We start from the raw sequence: 19,527 nt of genomic DNA on the forward strand, positions 1-19,527 counted from the left end.
GAGAGAGGAACTTTGAACCCGGATTTGTCTGAATAAATCTGTCTCAAGCCGTTGCGGCAGTTAACGCTTGGGGATTGGGATGGAAAAACACATGTTCCAGCACAGGCCCAACGGCAATTTCGCCGATTTCCTCATAGCCCTGGCGCTTATAGAAATCCAGGTAACGGGAATTGCCCGTGTCGAGCACCACGCCCGATGAGTGCGGGTCTTCGGCGCACCAGTTGTGGACCGCTTCCAGTAACTGTTCGCCGTAGTGGTGGCCCTGCAACTGCGGGTGAATACCCAGCAATGGCAACACATGCACCGATTCGCTGGGCAGGCACGCCAGCACGGCTTGATGGTATTCCAGGTAACGCCGCGTGCCGCGTACACCGGTGCTCAGCCACATGCGGATCTGCCAGGCCCAGCTTTCGGTGATACCCAGGCGCCGCTGCGGCGGGGCAATCAGGGCAACGCCGACCAAACGGTCGTTGACGAACAAACCAATGGCCGGAAGCTTCTGGAAAAAATGCTGCTTGACCAGCTCCCGCACCGTAGCGCGTACCCGCTGCTCATAACCTGGCCGCTCGGCTTCGAAAATGTAGGCGAAGGTCGGTTCGTGACGGTAGGCCTGGTACAGCAGGGAACGCGCTTCGCGGGAATAACCGCTATTGAGCAGGCGGATTTCGGCAGCGGGCGTCGAAGTGTCAGGCATAACAGTCAATCTCCTGGACGCCACTCAATGAGGTGGCGTTCTTATGGGTACGAACCTGCGCAGCGCCAGTCGTTCCCTGACCTTAGCAGCGCATGCTTGCGGCCGCCACGCTGGCCCCCGTCCGACTTGTCGGCTAGCATCGCCCTTTTGCCAGACTGGACTGCCGACCATGAAAATCGTCTCCTTCAATATCAATGGGCTGCGCGCCCGCCCTCATCAGCTGGCGGCGCTGATCGAAAAGCATCAACCGGACGTCATCGGCCTGCAGGAAACCAAGGTCCACGATGACCAGTTCCCGTTGGCTGAAGTCCAGGCGCTGGGCTATCACGTTTATTACCATGGACAGAAAGGCCACTACGGCGTGGCCCTGCTCTCGCGCAAAGAGGCGTTGAGCGTGCACAAGGGCTTTGCCAGCGATGAAGAAGACGCCCAGCGCCGCTTCATCTGGGGCACCTTCGCCGACGGGAACGGCAACCCCGTCACCATCATGAACGGCTACTTTCCCCAAGGCGAAAGCCGAGACCATCCGACCAAATTCCCGGCTAAACAGCGTTTCTATGAAGACCTGCAACAGCTGCTGGAAAGCCAGTTCAGCAATGACCAGGCACTGGTGGTGATGGGCGACGTGAATATTTCCCCGCAGGATTGCGACATCGGCATCGGCGCCGACAACGCTAAACGCTGGCTGAAGACCGGCAAGTGCAGCTTCCTGCCGGAAGAGCGCGAATGGATGGCCCGCCTGAAAAACTGGGGCCTGGTGGACACCTTCCGTCACTTGAACCCTGAGGTGACCGACCGCTTCAGCTGGTTCGATTACCGCAGCCGTGGCTTTGAGGACGAGCCCAAGCGCGGGCTGCGCATCGACGTGATCATGGCGTCTACCGGGCTGATGCCGCGGGTCAAGGATGCGGGGGTGGATTACGATCTGCGCGCCTTGGAAAAGCCGTCGGACCATGCGCCGATCTGGCTTGAATTGAGCTGATCTCTCTGACCCAATGCGGTCAAGTGTGGGAGGGGGCTTGCCCCCGATAGCAGTGTGTCAGTTAGCTGATTTATAGCTGATACGCCGCCATCGGGGGCAAGCCCCCTCCCACATTTAGACCTATGGAGTGTCAGTCATATAGATGCAATGCAACTGACTTAATCTGGCGGCACTCCCTTTGGCTGACGAAGGTGCCGGCTGATGCTGCGCGTTCTGTTACTGCTAGCCCTTTTCCCGTTCTTCGCGCTGTCCGCCCCGCTGCCCCTGCCCGATCAAGGCCCGGCTCTGCGCATCCAGGGTTCCAACACCATTGGCGCGGCGTTGGGCCCGGCATTGGTCAAGGGCTTGATGGAGCATCAGGGTGTGCAAGGCGTGCACAGCGAACGCGTTGAGGGCAGCAATGAACAGCGCGTGATCGGCAAGACCCGTCAGGGTAAAGCCGTGGTTATCCATGTCGCCGCCCATGGTTCCAGCACCGGGTTTGCCGCGTTGAAAAATGACAGCGCCGATCTGGCCGCCGCGTCCCGCCCGATCAAGGACAGCGAACTGGTTGACCTCGAGCCCCTGGGTGACCTCAAAGGCCCCGGCGCCGAACACGTGATCGCCATCGACGGCCTGGCAATCATCCTTAACCCACGCAACCCGCTGAATACCCTCGACACCGAGCAACTGGCGCAAGTCTTCAATGGCGAAATCAGCACCTGGGAAATGCTGGGCGGCACTGGCGGGGCCATTCATGTGTACGCGCGGGACAATCAGTCCGGCACGTATGACACCTTCAAAGAATTGGTGCTGAACCGGCGTGGCAAACCGCTGGCCGCGTCAGCCCAGCGTTTCGAGTCCAGCGAAGCGTTGTCCGATGCGGTCAGCCGTGACTCTCAAGGCATCGGCTTTATCGGCCTGCCCTATGTACGCCAAGCCAAGGCAGTGGCAATTGCCGATGGCGACTCGCAACCGATGTTGCCATTGAACAGCCTGATCGCCACCGAAGATTATCCACTGTCACGGCGGCTGTTTTTCTACCTGCCCCCAACGGTCCACAACCCGTGGGCCAAAGCCTTGGTGGACTTCGCCCAAAGCGCCCAGGGCCAGGCGCTGGTGGCGGCCAACGGCTTTATCGCCCAGCACGTGCAGGCGATGGATGTAGAGCCTCGCACCTCGATGCCGGAGGACTACCAGGCGATTGCGCGCGACGCCCAGCGCTTGACGGTGAATTTTCGTTTCGAGGAAGGCAGCGCCAGCCTGGACAACAAGGCGCGCCAGGACGTGCAGCGGGTGGTGGCTTATCTGGAAAGCCACGGCAAACTGCACAAGCAGGTGACGCTGGTGGGGTTTGGCGATGCCAAGAATGATCCGCAGCGGGCGGCCTTGCTGTCGAAGTTGCGAGCGATGGCGGTGCGCAGGGAACTGCTGAAAAGCGGCGTGGTGCTGCGTGATATTCGCGGGTTTGGCGCGCAGATGCCGGTGGCGGCGAATACGGCGGATGAAGGGAGGATCAAGAATCGGCGGGTGGAGGTCTGGGTGTATTGAACCTGGGGGCTGTGTTGCTTGGGCTGGCCTCATCGGGGGCAAGCCCCCTCCCACATGTTGCCTGTGTACACCCATCCAAGTGTGGGAGGGGGCTTGCCCCCGATTGCAGGCGACGCGGTATTACTGCCCGCTGCGCATCATTTCCCGAGGCACATACTTGCCAATCTCGAACTTGCCAATCGCCGCACGGTGCACTTCGTCCGGGCCGTCGGCCAGGCGCAGGGTGCGTTGCATGGCGTACATGTAGGCCAGCGGAAAATCGTTGGAAACGCCGGCACCGCCGTGAATCTGGATCGCACGGTCGATCACCTTCAGCGCCACGTTCGGCGCGACCACCTTGATCTGGGCGATTTCGCTTTTCGCCACCTTATTGCCCACGGTGTCCATCATGTACGCCGCTTTCAGGGTGAGCAGCCGCGCCATGTCGATTTCCATGCGCGAGTCGGCGATCTTGTCGATATTGCCCCCCAGGCGCGCCAGCGGCTTGCCGAAGGCGCTGCGGCTGACCGAGCGTTTGCACATCAATTCCAATGCGCGCTCGGCCATGCCGATCGAGCGCATGCAATGGTGGATGCGGCCCGGGCCAAGCCGGCCCTGGGCGATTTCAAACCCCCGGCCTTCACCCAGCAGTACGTTTTCGTACGGCACGCACACGTTGTCGAACAGCACCTCGGCATGGCCGTGGGGCGCGTCGTCGTAGCCGAATACCGGCAGCGGACGCAGGATTTTCACACCGGGGGTGTCCACTGGCACCAGAATCATCGAGTGCTGCTGGTGGCGCGGTGCGTCCGGGTTGCTCAGGCCCATGAAAATCAGGATTTTGCAGCGCGGGTCGCAAGCGCCGGAGGTCCACCACTTCTTGCCGTTGATCACCCACTCATCGCCCTGGCGTTCGGCGCGGGCGGCCATGTTGGTGGCGTCCGAGGAGGCCACGTCCGGTTCGGTCATGGCGAAGGCTGAGCGAATCTCACCGCGCAGCAGCGGCTCGAGCCAGCGCTGCTTCTGCTCTTCATTGGCGTAGCGCACCAGCACTTCCATGTTGCCGGTGTCGGGGGCGGAACAGTTGAACGGTTCCGGCCCCAGCAGCGAGCGGCCCATGATTTCAGCCAGTGGCGCGTATTCGAGGTTGCTCAGGCCGGCGCCCAGCTCGGATTCGGGCAGGAACAGGTTCCACAACCCTTCGGCTTTCGCTTTGGCTTTGAGTTCTTCCATGATGGCGGTGGGCTGCCAGCGGTCACCTTCGCTGACCTGGCGTTCGAACACCGGCTCGGCCGGGTAGACGTAAGCGTCCATGAATGCGGTGACGCGTTCACGCAGTTCCTGAACTTTGGGCGAATAGGCGAAATCCATGAGCGGCTCCCTTCTCTGAGAGGTTGTTTAGGTCATGCAATCGATGCTAGAACAGCGCTGATAATTTACCTAGCCTATTCTCGGCGTGTATTAACATTCATCACCGATATATGATCGGCGTATGGATACCTAACAATAAGAGTGCAACGACATGAATCTGAGCAAGGTCGACCTCAACCTCTTTATCGTCTTCGACGCGATCTATACCGAAGCCAACCTGACCCGCGCCGGGCAGATTGTCGGCATCACCCAGCCGGCGGTGTCCAACGCCCTGGCACGCCTGCGCGAGACCTTCAACGACCCGTTGTTCGTGCGCACCGCCCAAGGCATGGTGCCCACGCCAATGGCCCAGAACATCATCGGCCCGGTGCGCAATGCGTTGTCGTTGCTGCGGGTTTCAGTGCAGGAGAGCCGGATTTTCAATCCGCAGCAGGCGGCCAAGACCTATCGCATCAGCATGACCGACCTCACCGAAGCCGTGATTCTGCCACCGCTGTTCCAGCGCCTGCGCCGCCTGGCGCCGACGGTGGTCATCGAGAGCTTCTTGTCCAAACGCCGCGAAACCACCAAGGAACTGGCGGCCGGGCGCCTGGACTTCGCCGTGGACGCGCCGCTCAACACCGACCCGCAAGTGCGTCACGTCAAGCTGATGGAAGACCGCTACGTGTGCGCCATGCGCAAGGGCCATCCCATGGCGGGCAAGGAAAAATTCAGCCTGGATGACTACCTGGCGCTGACCCATATTCATATTTCCAGCCGCCGCAACGGGCTGGGGCATGTCGACCTGGCCCTGGGCAAGATGGGCATCCAGCGCAAGATTGCCCTGCGCTCCCAGCACTATCTGATGGCCTCGCAAGTATTGCAGCAGACCGACATGGTCATGACCGTGCCGGAACGCTTCGCCCGTCGCCATGAACTGCACTGGTTCAACCTGCCGGTCAATGATGTGCCGGCGGTGGAAACCCACCTGTACTGGCATGAAAGCACCGACCAGGACCCGGCCAACCGCTGGATGCGCGAGCAGATGATCGAGTTGTGCCAGCAGGTGACGGCCCACGAGAAAAAGCTGGATAAACAGCAGGCCTGAGGGAGCCGAGTTTCCCTGTGGGAGGGGGCTTGCCCCCGATGGCCAGCGCAGCAGGTCCTTGACGTTTACGTCAACCTGCAATTAGCTTAGCGCCAAGACCTTCTCGAGCACCGCCATGAGCACCACCTACAGCATTTCCGACCTCGCCCGCGAACTCGACATCACCACCCGCGCCATTCGCTTCTACGAGGAACAAGGCCTGCTGGCCCCGGAACGCCGGGGCCAGGAGCGTATCTATTCGGCGCGGGACAAGGTCAGCCTCAAGCTGATCCTGCGTGGCAAGCGCATCGGCTTCTCCCTGGCTGAATGCCGTGAGCTGATCGAACTCTATGACCCCACCAGCGGTAACCACATTCAACTCAACAGCATGCTGGCGAAGATCGCCGAGCGCCGTGAGCAGCTCGAGCAGCAGTTGCTGGATATCGAACAGATGAAGCTGGAACTGGACACCGCCGAAGAGCGGTGCACCCAGGCCCTGGCACACACCATGAGCCAGGCCGGCCATTGATCAGAAGGTAACGCCATGTCCCTCCCCTCACACGTACGCCTGGTGGAAGTCGGCCCGCGCGACGGTTTGCAGAACGAAGCCCAGCCGATCAGCGTGGCCGACAAGGTCCGGTTGGTGGACGCCTTGAGCGCCGCCGGCCTGAGCTATATCGAGGTCGGCAGTTTCGTCTCGCCCAAATGGGTGCCGCAGATGGCCGGCTCCGCCGAAGTGTTCGCGCAGATCCAGCGCAAGCCAGGCGTGACCTATGGCGCGCTGGCGCCGAACCTGCGCGGCTTTGAAGATGCGCTGGCGGCTGGGGTCAAGGAAGTCGCGGTGTTTGCGGCGGCATCCGAAGCCTTCTCCCAGCGCAATATCAATTGCTCCATCAGCGAGAGCCTGGATCGGTTTGCACCGCTGATGGCGGCGGCCCAACAGCACGGGGTCAGCGTGCGCGGGTATGTGTCGTGTGTGCTGGGTTGCCCGTATGAGGGCGACATCGCGGCGGCGCAGGTGGCGGCTGTCGCTCGCGAGTTGTATGCCATGGGCTGTTATGAAGTGTCGCTGGGCGACACGATCGGCACCGGCACGGCGGGGGCGACACGGCGGCTGTTCGAGGTGGTCGGAGCACAGGTGCCACGCGACAAACTTGCCGGCCACTTCCATGACACTTACGGCCAGGCGATCGCCAATATCTACGCCAGCCTGCTGGAAGGCATCCAGGTGTTCGACAGCTCTATCGCGGGCCTCGGTGGCTGCCCATATGCCAAGGGAGCGAGCGGTAACGTCGCCACCGAGGACGTGGTGTACCTGCTTAATGGGCTGGGCATCGAGACCGGTATCGACCTGGAGCGCTTGATTGGCGCGGGCCAGCAGATCAGCCAGGTGCTAGGACGGGCAACCGGATCGCGGGTGGCGAAAGCGCGTAGCGCCGGTTGAGTAGCACAGCTGTGACAATGTGTTACCGCACACCGACATAGCGGGTAACGCGGGAACATAATCTGTCGCATTTTATGAAAGACATTTCCCGATAAAAAATCAAGCCATTGATTTTAAAGGGTTTTAAAAAGTTGGCACGGCTTCTGCTATCTCTATGGCATAACAAGAATAAAAAGCGCCAAACCTAATAAAAATAAGACGAAACGACTCTGACATAACAAAAACAACACGGCAGAGACGCAGCTAACAGATTTTTTTGGAGAAGATGTGCTTCGCAGGGTACGGCATGCCGAAACCCGCAACCGGTTAGAGAAAAATAAAACTACCTCAGGTAGCTACCCACTGGTTGGATCGTTGACGAAGAAGCAGATCAGCGTTCAAAAAAATACGTTTGCTCTTGACCCCGGATGGGGGTCACCAAAAACAGCGGTAAAGGGTAACGGTTGCCAAAAACAACAATAGACCGCCCCTTAATAATAAAAAAAGAGCACGCAACGACACATTAAAGGGGACCTTCGGGTCCCCTTTGTGTTTTCGTCATTCACCCACGCTCCGTGGGAACGAACAGGGCCCATTGTAAGAGCGAGCTTGCTCGCGAAAAACGTCCAGGCAACGCGTTCATTCTGAATAAACGCGCAGGCCCTGGGTTCTTCGCGAGCAAGCTCGCTCCTACAAAATGGTGTCAAGGCAAGCCAAAATGGCATTGGGGCAAGTCCGCCCCCACAGAGAGCGGTCAACGAGCCTGGAGCTCTTCGATGGAAATTTCGCGCATGCGGAATTTCTGGATCTTGCCGGTCACCGTCATCGGAAACGCATCCACGAACTTGAAGTGTCTGGGCGTCTTGAAGTGGGCGATGCGGCCCTTGCACCAGGTTTGCAATTCCAGTTCGCTCGCCACATGGCCTGGGTGAAATTTGATCCAGGCGACAATTTCTTCACCATAGCGATCATCGGGAATACCGATGATTTGCACATCGGCCACTGCCGGATGGGTGAAGAAAAATTCCTCAAGCTCCCGTGGATACACATTCTCGCCACCGCGAATGATCATGTCCTTGTTGCGCCCGGCGATACACACATAGCCGTGTTCGTCCATGGTCGCGAGGTCACCGGTGTGCATCCAGCCCTCCCCGTCAATGGCGTCGCGGGTGCCCTCGGGGTTGTTCCAGTAGCCGAGCATCACGCTGTAGCCGCGCGTGCACAGTTCACCTGTCTCACCGCGTGGCAGCGTGTTGCCGTCAGCGTCGATGATCTTGTTGTCCAGGTGCGGCTGAGTGCGCCCCACAGTGGTCACGCGGCGCTCGAGGTCGTCATCGGCGCCGGTCTGCAACGACACCGGGCTGGTTTCGGTCATGCCATAGGCAATCTGCACTTCGCTCATATGCAACTGGCTAATCACGCGGCGCATCACTTCGATCGGGCAGGTCGACCCGGCCATGATCCCGGTACGCAGGCTGGATAATTCGAATTCGTCGAGGCGTGGGTGATCGAGCAGCGCAATAAACATGGTCGGCACGCCGTACAGCGCCGTGGCGCGTTCTTCGGCGACGGCGGTGAGCGTGAGCAAGGGGTCGAAGCCGTCATTGGGGTAGATCATGGTGGTGCCGTGGGTGATGCAGGCCAGGTTACCCATCACCATGCCGAAGCAATGGTAAAGCGGCACCGGGATCACCAGGCGGTCCTGCGCCGTGAGGCCAAGGCTTTGCCCGACCATGTAGCCGTTATTGAGGATGTTGCGGTGACTGAGGGTGGCGCCCTTGGGGAAGCCGGTGGTGCCGGAGGTGTACTGGATATTGACCGGCTGATCGACCTGCAGACTGGCTTGGCGCGCGTGCAATTGCTCAAGGGGAACCTGCGCGGCCAGCGTCGACAACGCTGACCACGGCAAAAATTCCGCAGGCGGGTTGGGGTCCAGACTGACAATAGCGCGCAAATCGGGCTTCAACGCCTGCAGCATGCCATGGTAATCGGAGGTCTTGAACGAGCCGGCGCACACCAGCCACTGGCAGCCGGATTGCTTGAGCACGTACTCCAATTCACTGCTGCGATACGCCGGGTTGATATTGACCAGGATCACCCCGAGCTTGGCGCTGGCGATCTGGCTGATGCACCACTGCGCACAGTTTGGCGCCCAGATGCCCAGGCGGTCACTGACCTGCATCCCCAGGGCCATGAACGCACGGGCATGCACGTCCACCGTCTCGGCCAGTTGTCGCCAGGTGTAACGGCATTGCTGATGGCGCACCACCAGCGCGTCCCCATCCGGGTAGCGTGCCACCGTACGGTCAAAGGCCTGGCCAATGGTGTCGGCCAGCAAGGCCTTGTCCCGGGAGCCACGGCTGTAGCTCAGGTTCGGTTGATCCATAACGACCCCTGTTGTCTTTTTTGTAGGTTGACGTAAACGTAAACTACGATTGACAGCGCCTTAACGCAAGCTTACGTTAACGTAAAGGTGAGCGCCCTCCTCCGCGCCTCGCCCGCACAACAACAAAAGCTCACATTAAGGTGCCCGTCCATGAGTTACCCGTCCCTGAACTTCGCCCTCGGTGAAACCATCGACATGCTGCGCGACCAGGTGCAGGCCTTCGTGGCCAAGGAGATTGCACCGCGAGCGGCCCAGATCGATATCGACAACCTGTTCCCCGCCGACCTGTGGCGCAAGTTCGGCGACATGGGCCTGCTGGGCATCACCGTGCCGGAAGAGTACGGCGGTGCCGGCCTGGGTTACCTGGCGCACGTGGTGAGCATGGAAGAAATCAGCCGTGGCTCGGCCTCGGTGGCGCTGTCCTACGGCGCCCACTCCAACCTGTGCGTCAACCAGATCAACCGCAACGGCAACCACGAACAGAAGCTCAAGTACCTGCCCAAGCTGATCAGCGGCGAGCACATCGGCGCCCTGGCCATGAGCGAGCCGAATGCCGGCTCCGACGTGGTCTCGATGAAACTGCGCGCCGACAAGCAGGGTGACTTTTACGTGCTCAATGGCAGCAAGACCTGGATCACCAACGGTCCCGACGCCAACACCTATGTGATCTACGCCAAGACCGACCTGGAAAAGGGTGCTCACGGCATCACCGCGTTTATCGTCGAGCGTGACTGGAAAGGCTTCAGCCGCAGCACCAAGTTCGACAAGCTGGGCATGCGCGGCTCCAACACCTGCGAGCTGTTCTTCGATGATGTGCACGTACCGCAGGAAAACATCCTCGGCGTGCTCAACGGCGGCGTCAAAGTGCTGATGAGCGGTCTGGATTACGAGCGCGTGGTGCTCTCCGGTGGCCCCACCGGCATCATGCAGGCCTGCATGGACCTGATCGTGCCCTACATCCACGACCGCAAGCAGTTCGGCCAGAGCATCGGCGAATTCCAGCTGATCCAGGGCAAGGTCGCCGATATGTACACCCAGCTCAACGCCAGCCGCGCCTACCTCTACGCGGTGGCCCAGGCCTGCGAGCGCGGTGAGACTACGCGCAAGGACGCTGCCGGGGTAATCCTCTACAGCGCCGAGCGCGCCACGCAAATGGCCCTCGATGCGATCCAGATCCTGGGGGGCAACGGCTACATCAACGAATTCCCCGCCGGGCGCCTGCTGCGTGACGCCAAGCTGTACGAAATCGGCGCCGGCACCAGTGAGATTCGGCGGATGTTGATCGGTCGCGAACTCTTCAACGAAACCCGCTGAAGGAGCGCGCCCATGGCCACCCTGCACACCCAGCTCAACCCACGCTCCGCGGAATTTGCCGACAACAGTGCGGCGATGCGCCTACAAGTCGAGGCGTTGCACAGCTTGCTCGCCCAGATACAGCAAGGCGGCGGCGCCAAGGCTCAGGAACGCCACACCTCGCGCGGCAAGTTGCTGCCACGCGAGCGCATCAATCGCTTGCTCGACCCCGGTTCGCCGTTCCTCGAATTGAGCCAGCTGGCCGCCCACCAGGTGTACGGCGAAGACGTGCCGGCCGCTGGCGTGATTGCCGGCATCGGCCGCGTGGAAGGCGTGGAATGCATGATCGTCGCCAATGATGCAACGGTCAAAGGCGGTTCCTACTACCCCTTGACCGTCAAAAAGCATCTGCGCGCCCAGACCATCGCCGAACAGAACCGCCTGCCGTGCATCTATCTGGTGGACTCCGGCGGCGCCAACCTGCCGCGCCAGGATGAAGTGTTCCCGGACCGCGAACACTTCGGACGGATCTTCTTCAACCAGGCCAACATGAGCGCCCAGGGCATCCCGCAGATTGCCGTGGTGATGGGCTCGTGCACCGCTGGTGGTGCCTATGTGCCGGCCATGGCCGACGAAGCGATCATGGTGCGCCAGCAGGCAACCATCTTCCTCGCCGGCCCACCACTGGTGAAGGCCGCCACCGGCGAAGTGGTCAGCGCTGAAGACCTTGGCGGTGCCGACGTGCACTGCAGGATCTCCGGGGTGGCCGACCATTATGCCGACAACGATGAGCATGCCCTGGCCCTGGCCCGTCGCAGTGTGGCCAACCTCAATTGGCGCAAGCTGGGTGAGTTGCGCCAACGCCCGCCCGTGGCGCCGCTGTACAGCAGCGAAGAGCTTTACGGCGTGATCCCGGCCGACGCCAAGCAGCCGTTCGATGTGCGCGAAGTGATCGCGCGGCTGGTGGACGGTTCGGTGTTCGATGAGTTCAAGGCGCTGTTTGGCGCCACCCTGGTCTGCGGTTTTGCGCACCTGTACGGGTATCCGGTGGCGATCCTGGCCAACAACGGCATTCTGTTCGCCGAAGCCGCGCAGAAAGGCGCGCACTTTATCGAGCTGGCCTGCCAGCGCGGGATCCCGCTGTTATTCCTGCAAAACATCACCGGCTTCATGGTCGGTCAGAAGTACGAAGCCGGCGGCATCGCCAAGCATGGCGCCAAGCTGGTCACAGCGGTGGCCTGCGCCAAGGTGCCGAAGTTCACCGTGATCATCGGCGGCAGTTTCGGTGCCGGCAACTACGGCATGTGCGGTCGCGCCTATGACCCGCGCTTCCTGTGGATGTGGCCCAACGCACGCATCGGCGTGATGGGCGCCGAGCAGGCGGCGGGCGTGCTGGTGCAGGTCAAGCGTGAGCAGGCTGAACGCGCAGGCGCAGCGTTCAGTGCCAGCGATGAAGCGGCGATCAAGCAGCCGATCCTCGACCAGTATGAAACCCAGGGCCACCCCTACTACTCCAGCGCACGCTTGTGGGATGACGGCGTCATCGACCCGCTGCAGACCCGCGACGTGCTGGCCCTGGCGTTGTCCGCCGCCCTGAACGCCCCTATCGAGCCGAGCCGCTTCGGCGTGTTCCGCATGTAATCGGAGCTGTACCCATGAGCGATTTCAACACCCTCGAACTGATCACCGACAGCCGTGGCTTTGCCACGCTGTGGCTCAGTCGTGAAGCCAAGAACAACGCGTTCAATGCCGAGATGATCCGCGAACTGATCATCGCCCTCGACCATGTGCAGGGCGACCCGTCCCTGCGCTTTCTGGTGCTGCGCGGGCGTGGCAAGCACTTCAGTGCCGGTGCCGACCTGGCCTGGATGCAGCAGTCGGCCGAGCTGGACTATCACACCAACCTGGACGACGCCCGTGAACTGGCCGAGCTGATGTACAACCTGGCCAAGCTGAAAATCCCCACGCTGGCGGTGGTGCAAGGCGCGGCCTACGGTGGCGCACTGGGCTTGATCAGTTGCTGCGACATGGCGATTGGCGCGGATGACGCGCAGTTCTGCCTATCGGAAGTGCGTATCGGCCTGGCGCCGGCGGTGATCAGCCCGTTCGTGGTGCAGGCCATCGGTGAACGCGCGGCCCGCCGCTATGCCTTGACGGCTGAACGGTTCGGCGGCCAGCGTGCGCGCGAGATCGGCCTGTTGGCGGAAAGCTACCCGGCCGATACGTTGGATCAGCAGGTAGACGCGTGGGTCGCCAACCTGCTGCAAAACAGCCCGGCGGCGATGCGTTCGAGCAAAGACTTGTTGCGCGAAGTGGGCAACGGCGCCCTCACCCCAGCACTGCGGCGCTACTGTGAAAACGCTATCGCACGCATTCGGGTAAGTGCCGAAGGCCAGGAAGGCTTGCGCGCATTTCTGCAAAAGCGTGCGCCAAGCTGGCAGTCCAAGGAGCCGCACCCATGAGTACACTCACTACCGTATTGGTGGCCAACCGTGGCGAAATCGCTTGCCGGGTGATGCGCACCGCCAAGGCGATGGGGCTGACCACCGTGGCCGTGCACAGCGCGATCGACCGTGATGCCCGGCATAGCCGCGAAGCGGATATTCGCGTCGACCTGGGCGGCAGCAAGGCCACGGACAGCTACCTGCAGATCGACAAACTGATTGCCGCCGCCCACGCCAGCGGCGCCCAGGCGATTCATCCGGGCTATGGCTTCCTCTCGGAAAACGCCGGGTTCGCTCGGGCCATCGAGGCTGCGGGCTTGATCTTCCTCGGCCCGCCCGCCTCGGCAATCGACGCCATGGGCAGCAAGTCGGCGGCCAAGGCGCTGATGGAAACCGCAGGCGTGCCGCTGGTACCCGGTTATCACGGCGAGGCCCAGGACCTGGAGACTTTCCGCGAGGCCTGTGCGCGCATCGGTTACCCCGTGCTGCTCAAGGCCACGGCCGGCGGTGGCGGCAAGGGCATGAAGGTGGTCGAGGAGGTCAGCCAGTTGGCAGAAGCCCTGGCCTCCGCCCAGCGTGAGGCGCTTTCGTCATTTGGCAACGGGCAGATGCTGGTGGAGAAATACCTGCTCAAACCGCGCCATGTGGAAATCCAGGTGTTCGCCGATCAACACGGCAACTGCCTGTACCTCAACGAGCGCGATTGCTCGATCCAGCGGCGTCATCAAAAGGTCGTGGAAGAAGCACCCGCGCCGGGGCTCAGTAGCGATCAGCGCAAGGCCATGGGCGAAGCGGCGGTCCGTGCGGCGCAGGCGATAGGCTATGTAGGCGCCGGGACGGTGGAGTTTCTGCTGGATGCCCGCGGCGAGTTTTTCTTCATGGAAATGAACACCCGTCTGCAAGTGGAACACCCGGTCACCGAGGCGATTACCGGCCTCGACCTGGTGGCCTGGCAGATCCGCGTGGCCCAGGGCGAGGCGCTGCCGATCACCCAGGCCCAGGTGCCGCTGATGGGGCATGCGATCGAGGTACGGCTGTACGCCGAAGACCCGGCCAATGACTTCCTCCCGGCGACTGGACGGCTGGCGGTGTATCGCGAGTGCCACCCAGGCCCGGGTCGGCGCGTGGACAGCGGCGTCGAGCAAGGCGACAGTGTTTCACCCTTCTACGACCCGATGCTCGGCAAGCTGATTGCCTGGGGCGAGGACCGCGAACAGGCGCGGCTGCGGTTGCTGAGTATGCTCGACGAGTTTGCGGTGGGCGGGCTCAGGACCAACCTGGGCTTTTTGCGGCGCATCATTGGCCATCCGGCGTTTGCTGCGGCGGAACTGGATACCGGATTCATCCCACGCTATCAGGAACAGCTGCTGCCAGCCGCCGGTGCATTGAGCGATGAGTTCTGGCAGGCGGCGGGTTCGGCGTTCATCCAGAGCTTGCCCAGCGGTGACGGGCCATGGGCAGCGACCCAGGGCTTTCGCGCCGGGCTGCCGGCGCAGGTCTCGCTGCATTTGAGCTGCAACGGGCAGGATCGGCTGGTCACGCTGACAGGGTTATCGGCGCCTCTGACCGGCGAGCAACTGGTGCTCGAACACCAGGGGGTACGCCGCTCTCATCTGGCCGTGCGCAATGAAGGCACGGTGTACCTGCGCTGGGATGGCGAGATGCAGGCCGTCAGCCTGTTCGACCCGATTGCGGCGGTCGATGCCAGCCACTCCCATCAGGGCGGTCTCAGCGCGCCCATGAACGGCAGCATCGTGCGGGTACTGGTGGAAATCGGCCAACGCGTGGAAGCCGGTGCGCAACTGGTGGTGCTTGAAGCGATGAAGATGGAACACAGCATCCGCGCGCCCGAGGCAGGTGTGGTCAAGGCGCTGTTCTGCCAGGAGGGCGAGATGGTCGCCGAAGGCAGTGCGCTGGTGGAGCTGGAAACCGCCGGCTAGAACTTCGCGGTGGCTTGCACGACGACGCCGAGGATTCGGCAATCATCAGTGAACAGCAGCTTGGGATAGGTGGGATTCAGAGGTGCCAGGTACAGCTGGCCGCTGTCGGCCTGCAACTGGCGAAAGGTGGCCTGGGGGTTGTCGAGCCATTGGGCAACCACCAGTTTGCCGGGCTCGGCAGCGATGGCCGGGTCGACCAGGATCAGCATGCCCGCGCTGATGCTCAGGCCGCTGGGGGCGGTCATGGCGTCGCCGATCACCGGCAGCCAGAACGCGGCGCCGTGGGCCTGGTAATCGGTCATTTCAAAGCGTGCCGGCCCGTAGCTGGCGCGCTCTTCGCGTAGCTCGCACAGGCCATTCCAATCGCTGACCGGATAGCGAAAATACGGATTGTAATGATGCTCCAGTGCGGCCTCTGCCTGCGCTCTCCGACGAATGTCCAGCGCCACCTCCAGGTAGCCCAGCCCCAGCTCCGCCAGCACCCGGTTCATGTCCGCGAGGCTCGGCACGCGGCGTTTGTTGAGCCAATGCCCCACGCCGCCCTGGGACATGCCCAGGCGCTCCGCCAGTTCATCCTGCGTGACCTTGCGGTCTTTCATGTTGGCTCGCACCAACGCTATCCAGTTATCCATGGCGCAGACATTACGTTGCGTATTGTCCAGGGCAATAAACAGTTTGTAGTAATCCATAAAACGACATAAATACGATACGTACTATCATCGACATAAGGTTTTCGACACCCACCCGGAGTACCTCACCTTATGACGACAAGCCCGTATCACCTGCCTGAAACACCTGAACACAGCGAACTGCACGACATGCGCTGCAGCGGCGCCGCTCAGCGTGCGCTGGACTATTACTTGAAAGAGGATATGTCTGCGCCAGCCGCGGACGCGGCCTTTTTCTCCATCAAGCCAGGCATCAGCCAGGAGGAAGCGCTGGTGCACGCCTCCGACCTGCTGCGCAGCGCCGCGGCGACCGCCTACGAATCGGCGAGCAGCCATCAGGGCAATCATCGCGACCTGGCGTTTTCGGTGGTGTATTTGATCGATATGGCGAAGGCGATGGTGGAGCGGTCGTTGCGAGCACCGGTGGCTCAGACAAACGTGTGAGGGACACGCGCGAAAATTTTCTATCAAACGGATAAAAACATTTGACTTGCAAATGATAATGATTATTATTGGACCCAGCTGATCGCGAGATCAGTCGATAGACCAAGAGACCTTAGGTCGGACTCTTGGAATATCTCCTCATCAGGCTAATCACGGTTTTTGACCCGGCTCTTTGGCCGGGTCTTTTTTTTGCCAGTCGTTCCTGGCATGGCTTCAGGCTAATGAAGACTGTGTGTTGCTTGATGGCGCGCATGGTAGCAAAAGCCCATCGCGAAAAGGAAGCCACATCAAGGCTCTAGCCCGGTTCTTTGCGATTTAGCGCTTGAGAATCAATCTCATAGACTCTAAGCTGCTGCGGCGTCACGGATGACGCCCCCTCCCCCGTGCAACAATTTTGCTTCCAGCGTTTACCTGCTGCCTGTGTAAGATAACCGCCACATCCTCATATTCAGGCAACCAGACTATGACCGTGGCCTTGACTTCGATCAAAATCAGCACTGATTTCGACAGCGGTAATATCCAGGTGCTGGATGCCAGCGATGCCTACCAGTTATTGCTGGCAATCAAACCCGACACCCGTAGCCAACACTACCAATGGTTCCATTTCAAGGCCGAAGGCATGCATGTGGGCCACACCCACACGTTTCGCCTGAGCAACGCGGGCGGGTCGTCTTACAAGCATGCATGGAGCGGCTATAACGCCGTGGCGTCCTACGACCACGTCAATTGGTTCCGCGTGCCATCGCGCTTTGATGGCGAAATTCTGCACATCAGCCTCCAGACCCGGGAAAAACACGCGTGGTTCGCCTACTTCGAACCCTATAGCCGTGAACGCCACGACTGGTTGATCGAGCAGGCGCTGAAGTACGCCGGCGTCAAGCTGCTGGCCACCGGCAAGAGTGTCGAGGGCCGCGACATTCAACTGCTGCGCCGTGGCAAAGGGGGCGAAGGTCGCCGCAAGGTGTGGATCATCGCCCAGCAGCATCCCGGCGAACACATGGCCGAATGGTTCATGGAAGGCGTCATCGAACGCCTGCAACAGGACGGTGACGCCGAGATGAAAAAGCTGCTGGCGGTGGCCGATCTGTACCTGGTGCCGAACATGAACCCCGATGGCGCGCTCCATGGCCACCTGCGCACCAACGCCATGGGCCAGGACCTCAATCGCGCCTGGCAGAGCGCCAGCCAGGAACTCAGCCCAGAAGTTCTGTTCGTGCAACAGCAGATGGAGAAACATGGCGTCGACCTGTTCCTCGATATCCATGGCGACGAAGAAATCCCCTACGTCTTCACCGCGGGCTGTGAAGGCAACCCCGGCTATAACCCGCGCATCGAAGCCCTGGAAAAACATTTTCGCAGCCATTTGAGCCACCTGACCCGTGACTTCCAGACCACTCACGGCTACACCCGCGACCTACCCGGGCAAGCCAATATGACCCTGGCCTGCAACGCAGTGGGTGAGAAGTACGATTGTCTGTCACTGACCCTGGAGATGCCTTTCAAGGACAACGACGACGCCCCCAACCCAAAAACCGGGTGGTCCGGTGATCGCTCGAAGCAACTGGGCAAGGATGTCTTGAGCAGCGTGGCCGATATCATCGGCCACGTGCGTTAATCATCGATCAAAAGCCTGATCAGTGTTTGGTGCCCGTCATGCTTTGCAGCACGCCGTCGCGGCGGATCAAGCCGTGGAACAGTGCGGCCGCCAGATGCACCAGTACCGTCAGGAACAACAGGTAGGCAAGATAACCGTGGGCCTTGCGCAATAGCGCAAATAACGGCGCATTCGCCGACACCAATGCCGGCAGTTGCACGGAGCTGCCGAGCATGACCGGGTCACCGGCCGCCGAAATCATTGCCCACCCCAGCAGCGGCAACACCAGCATCAACCCGTACAACACCACGTGAGAAGCCTTGGCCGCCAGCACTTGCCACAGCGGCAAGTCCGCTGGCAGCGGCGGTTGGCGCGTGGAAAAACGCACTACCAGACGCACAATGACCAGCGCCAGGATGGCGATCCCCAGTGGCTTGTGCAGGTGAATCAACCACTCGTGACGCTCAGACACCGACGCCGCCAGACCCGCGCCAATAAACAGCATGGCGATGACCATCAACGCCATCAACCAGTGCAGCACACGCGCCAACGGGGCGAAAAACGTTGGTTGAACCTTCATGGCTTCGACTCCTGGGAAGTGCTGTGCAACGGGCTGACTTCACCGGCACGGCGCAGGTAAGAACTGGCATAGGCGGCTGAGCGCGCAGCCAGCAGCGGGTCATTGGAGGCCTCGATACCGCTGGGCAGAATCAGCGGGTCAAAGTTGATATCGCGGCAATCGCCATCGGCTTGTGGCTGGCTGCTCTGCAACACCAGGGTGCCGGCGTTGAGCACCTTGTGCTCACCGCTCCAGGTCTTGCTGGCGTCATCCAGCGGATCGCCAGGGTTGGCCAGCGTCATGTTCAGTTGCCAACGCAGCGGCCCCGCAGCCAGACGCTGCACCAGGTCTTTTTCCAGGAAGTCGCCGCCCTCTGGCGCGGTATCGCCTGCGGCGTCCTGGCTCTGCGGCAGCACGGCCCAGCGCACGGCCTGACGCTTGCCGTCGGCGCTCACCAGGTAAAACGCGTTAATGCCATTGTAGGTTTCAGTCGCGTAACTGGCCGATGGCTTGGCGGTTTTAACCCATGCCAAAAACGGTGCCGTCTCCGGGTGTGCGGCAAAAAACGCCGGCATGCTCGCCGGGTTCGGCTTGCCGGTGGCGGGGTCCGGTGCGCCGGCCTTGAGCAACTGGTAGAACGCCTCGGGCGTGCCCACCGGGAACACCGGCATGCTGTTCATCCCGGTGCGCCACTGCTGGCCGTTGGCCTGGCTGAACTGCAGGGCGAAACTGCGGATCGGCACGCTGCTGTCCGGTGCGTAAGGGTTGCCGCTGGGCAGGGCAAACCGTCCGATTACCGGGGTCTTCGCCGCGTTGAACAGCTGGGCGCTGGAGTAAGGGCGCACCTCGGGGCTGCTCTCGAAGTACCCGGCCACGCACACACCCTTGGCATGGTTACGTCGAAAACCGGGGTGCACGCCGTTATTGGTCTCCAGGGCATTGACCAAGGTTTTTGGGCGCAGGCGTTGTGGGTCGAGGGTGCCGTTGACGTAGGCAAATGCCCCGGCAACAACGGCAACCACGGCGCCGATACCCGCGAGCCGTGCGATCAGGCTCGCAGTGCTCAATGGAGGACGAGGCGGTGATGAGTGATCTACCATGAATGAACTCCAGGCCAGAGGCCTAAGGGGATGAAACACAAGGTCGGAGCATTG

General features: G+C 61.3%; 17 protein-coding genes. 11 read left to right on the top strand and 6 right to left on the bottom strand.

Annotated features, from left to right (window positions below):
• Positions 1-43 precede the first annotated feature (43 nt).
• The gene (locus C4J94_RS16650; protein ID WP_124387182.1) at positions 44-694 is read right to left on the bottom strand and encodes an N-acetyltransferase; all 651 of its coding nucleotides are present in this window, start codon (positions 692-694) and stop codon (positions 44-46) included.
• A 169-nt stretch (positions 695-863) separates the two neighbouring features.
• Here C4J94_RS16650 and xthA point away from each other — a divergent pair, with 169 nt between their 5' ends.
• Together xthA and C4J94_RS16660 are read left to right on the top strand one after the other, a co-directional pair.
• The gene (xthA, locus tag C4J94_RS16655; protein WP_124387183.1) at positions 864-1,676 is read left to right on the top strand and encodes an exodeoxyribonuclease III; all 813 of its coding nucleotides are present in this window, start codon (positions 864-866) and stop codon (positions 1,674-1,676) included.
• A gap of 198 nt (positions 1,677-1,874) precedes the next feature.
• Complete coding sequence (locus tag C4J94_RS16660; protein ID WP_372240901.1) at positions 1,875-3,206, top strand: substrate-binding domain-containing protein; 1,332 nt, start codon at positions 1,875-1,877, stop codon at positions 3,204-3,206.
• A gap of 120 nt (positions 3,207-3,326) precedes the next feature.
• Here the strand turns inward: C4J94_RS16660 and C4J94_RS16665 are convergent, their stop codons facing one another.
• The gene (locus tag C4J94_RS16665; RefSeq protein ID WP_124387185.1) at positions 3,327-4,556 is read right to left on the bottom strand and encodes an acyl-CoA dehydrogenase; all 1,230 of its coding nucleotides are present in this window, start codon (positions 4,554-4,556) and stop codon (positions 3,327-3,329) included.
• Positions 4,557-4,707: 151 nt separating this feature from the next.
• Here C4J94_RS16665 and C4J94_RS16670 point away from each other — a divergent pair, with 151 nt between their 5' ends.
• From C4J94_RS16670 to C4J94_RS16680, 3 genes are all read left to right on the top strand, one after another.
• A complete protein-coding gene (locus C4J94_RS16670; protein ID WP_124387186.1) occupies positions 4,708-5,643 on the top strand; it encodes a LysR family transcriptional regulator in 936 nt (311 codons plus the stop codon).
• A 115-nt stretch (positions 5,644-5,758) separates the two neighbouring features.
• Positions 5,759-6,151 (top strand): MerR family DNA-binding transcriptional regulator, encoded by a 393-nt coding sequence (locus C4J94_RS16675; RefSeq protein WP_003174785.1) that lies wholly within the window; start codon positions 5,759-5,761, stop codon positions 6,149-6,151.
• A gap of 15 nt (positions 6,152-6,166) precedes the next feature.
• Positions 6,167-7,066, top strand: coding sequence for a hydroxymethylglutaryl-CoA lyase (locus C4J94_RS16680; RefSeq protein ID WP_124387187.1), 900 nt, complete (start codon positions 6,167-6,169; stop codon positions 7,064-7,066).
• A 733-nt stretch (positions 7,067-7,799) separates the two neighbouring features.
• Here C4J94_RS16680 and C4J94_RS16685 read toward each other — a convergent pair.
• Positions 7,800-9,431 (bottom strand): AMP-binding protein, encoded by a 1,632-nt coding sequence (locus C4J94_RS16685; RefSeq protein ID WP_124387188.1) that lies wholly within the window; start codon positions 9,429-9,431, stop codon positions 7,800-7,802.
• 150 nt (positions 9,432-9,581) lie between these two features.
• Here C4J94_RS16685 and C4J94_RS16690 point away from each other — a divergent pair, with 150 nt between their 5' ends.
• Genes C4J94_RS16690 through C4J94_RS16705 form a run of 4 tightly spaced genes read left to right on the top strand, consistent with a single transcriptional unit; the run spans position 9,582 to position 15,108 of the window.
• The gene (locus C4J94_RS16690) at positions 9,582-10,745 is read left to right on the top strand and encodes an isovaleryl-CoA dehydrogenase (RefSeq protein ID WP_124387189.1); all 1,164 of its coding nucleotides are present in this window, start codon (positions 9,582-9,584) and stop codon (positions 10,743-10,745) included.
• Positions 10,746-10,757: 12 nt separating this feature from the next.
• Positions 10,758-12,365, top strand: coding sequence for a carboxyl transferase domain-containing protein (locus C4J94_RS16695; protein ID WP_124387190.1), 1,608 nt, complete (start codon positions 10,758-10,760; stop codon positions 12,363-12,365).
• Between the two features lie 14 nt (positions 12,366-12,379).
• On the top strand, positions 12,380-13,186 hold the full coding sequence (locus C4J94_RS16700) for a gamma-carboxygeranoyl-CoA hydratase (RefSeq protein WP_124387191.1): 807 nt from the start codon (positions 12,380-12,382) through the stop codon (positions 13,184-13,186).
• Positions 13,183-15,108, top strand: coding sequence for an acetyl/propionyl/methylcrotonyl-CoA carboxylase subunit alpha (locus tag C4J94_RS16705; protein WP_124387192.1), 1,926 nt, complete (start codon positions 13,183-13,185; stop codon positions 15,106-15,108). Before C4J94_RS16700 ends, C4J94_RS16705 begins: the two co-directional genes overlap by 4 nt.
• Here C4J94_RS16705 and C4J94_RS16710 read toward each other — a convergent pair.
• Positions 15,105-15,740 (bottom strand): LexA family transcriptional regulator, encoded by a 636-nt coding sequence (locus C4J94_RS16710; protein WP_124388996.1) that lies wholly within the window; start codon positions 15,738-15,740, stop codon positions 15,105-15,107. The genes C4J94_RS16705 and C4J94_RS16710 overlap by 4 nt on opposite strands.
• 129 nt (positions 15,741-15,869) lie before the next feature.
• On the opposite strand from C4J94_RS16710, the gene C4J94_RS16715 reads away from it, so the two are divergent.
• Both C4J94_RS16715 and C4J94_RS16720 read left to right on the top strand, forming a co-directional pair.
• On the top strand, positions 15,870-16,220 hold the full coding sequence (locus tag C4J94_RS16715) for a DUF6124 family protein (RefSeq protein WP_124387193.1): 351 nt from the start codon (positions 15,870-15,872) through the stop codon (positions 16,218-16,220).
• Positions 16,221-16,683: 463 nt separating this feature from the next.
• On the top strand, positions 16,684-17,835 hold the full coding sequence (locus tag C4J94_RS16720; protein WP_124387194.1) for a M14-type cytosolic carboxypeptidase: 1,152 nt from the start codon (positions 16,684-16,686) through the stop codon (positions 17,833-17,835).
• Between the two features lie 19 nt (positions 17,836-17,854).
• Here C4J94_RS16720 and C4J94_RS16725 read toward each other — a convergent pair whose 3' ends face one another.
• Positions 17,855-18,394, bottom strand: a complete 540-nt coding sequence (locus tag C4J94_RS16725; RefSeq protein WP_124387195.1) for a cytochrome b — start codon at positions 18,392-18,394, stop codon at positions 17,855-17,857.
• A complete protein-coding gene (locus C4J94_RS16730) occupies positions 18,391-19,473 on the bottom strand; it encodes a catalase family peroxidase (RefSeq protein WP_124387196.1) in 1,083 nt (360 codons plus the stop codon). Before C4J94_RS16730 ends, C4J94_RS16725 begins: the two co-directional genes overlap by 4 nt.
• Positions 19,474-19,527: the final 54 nt, after the last annotated feature.

Origin of the sequence: Pseudomonas sp. R5-89-07, from assembly GCF_003851685.1 — a bacterium.
GTDB lineage: Bacteria > Pseudomonadota > Gammaproteobacteria > Pseudomonadales > Pseudomonadaceae > Aquipseudomonas.

Coding starts and splice junctions, on each gene's coding strand:
- C4J94_RS16650 (WP_124387182.1), bottom strand. CDS start 694: ATGCCTGACACTTCGACGCCCGCTGCCGAAATCCGCCTGCTCAATAGC.
- xthA (WP_124387183.1), top strand. CDS start 864: ATGAAAATCGTCTCCTTCAATATCAATGGGCTGCGCGCCCGCCCTCAT.
- C4J94_RS16665 (WP_124387185.1), bottom strand. CDS start 4,556: ATGGATTTCGCCTATTCGCCCAAAGTTCAGGAACTGCGTGAACGCGTC.
- C4J94_RS16670 (WP_124387186.1), top strand. CDS start 4,708: ATGAATCTGAGCAAGGTCGACCTCAACCTCTTTATCGTCTTCGACGCG.
- C4J94_RS16675 (WP_003174785.1), top strand. CDS start 5,759: ATGAGCACCACCTACAGCATTTCCGACCTCGCCCGCGAACTCGACATC.
- C4J94_RS16680 (WP_124387187.1), top strand. CDS start 6,167: ATGTCCCTCCCCTCACACGTACGCCTGGTGGAAGTCGGCCCGCGCGAC.
- C4J94_RS16685 (WP_124387188.1), bottom strand. CDS start 9,431: ATGGATCAACCGAACCTGAGCTACAGCCGTGGCTCCCGGGACAAGGCC.
- C4J94_RS16690 (WP_124387189.1), top strand. CDS start 9,582: ATGAGTTACCCGTCCCTGAACTTCGCCCTCGGTGAAACCATCGACATG.
- C4J94_RS16695 (WP_124387190.1), top strand. CDS start 10,758: ATGGCCACCCTGCACACCCAGCTCAACCCACGCTCCGCGGAATTTGCC.
- C4J94_RS16700 (WP_124387191.1), top strand. CDS start 12,380: ATGAGCGATTTCAACACCCTCGAACTGATCACCGACAGCCGTGGCTTT.
- C4J94_RS16705 (WP_124387192.1), top strand. CDS start 13,183: ATGAGTACACTCACTACCGTATTGGTGGCCAACCGTGGCGAAATCGCT.
- C4J94_RS16710 (WP_124388996.1), bottom strand. CDS start 15,740: ATGGATAACTGGATAGCGTTGGTGCGAGCCAACATGAAAGACCGCAAG.
- C4J94_RS16715 (WP_124387193.1), top strand. CDS start 15,870: ATGACGACAAGCCCGTATCACCTGCCTGAAACACCTGAACACAGCGAA.
- C4J94_RS16720 (WP_124387194.1), top strand. CDS start 16,684: ATGACCGTGGCCTTGACTTCGATCAAAATCAGCACTGATTTCGACAGC.
- C4J94_RS16725 (WP_124387195.1), bottom strand. CDS start 18,394: ATGAAGGTTCAACCAACGTTTTTCGCCCCGTTGGCGCGTGTGCTGCAC.
- C4J94_RS16730 (WP_124387196.1), bottom strand. CDS start 19,473: ATGGTAGATCACTCATCACCGCCTCGTCCTCCATTGAGCACTGCGAGC.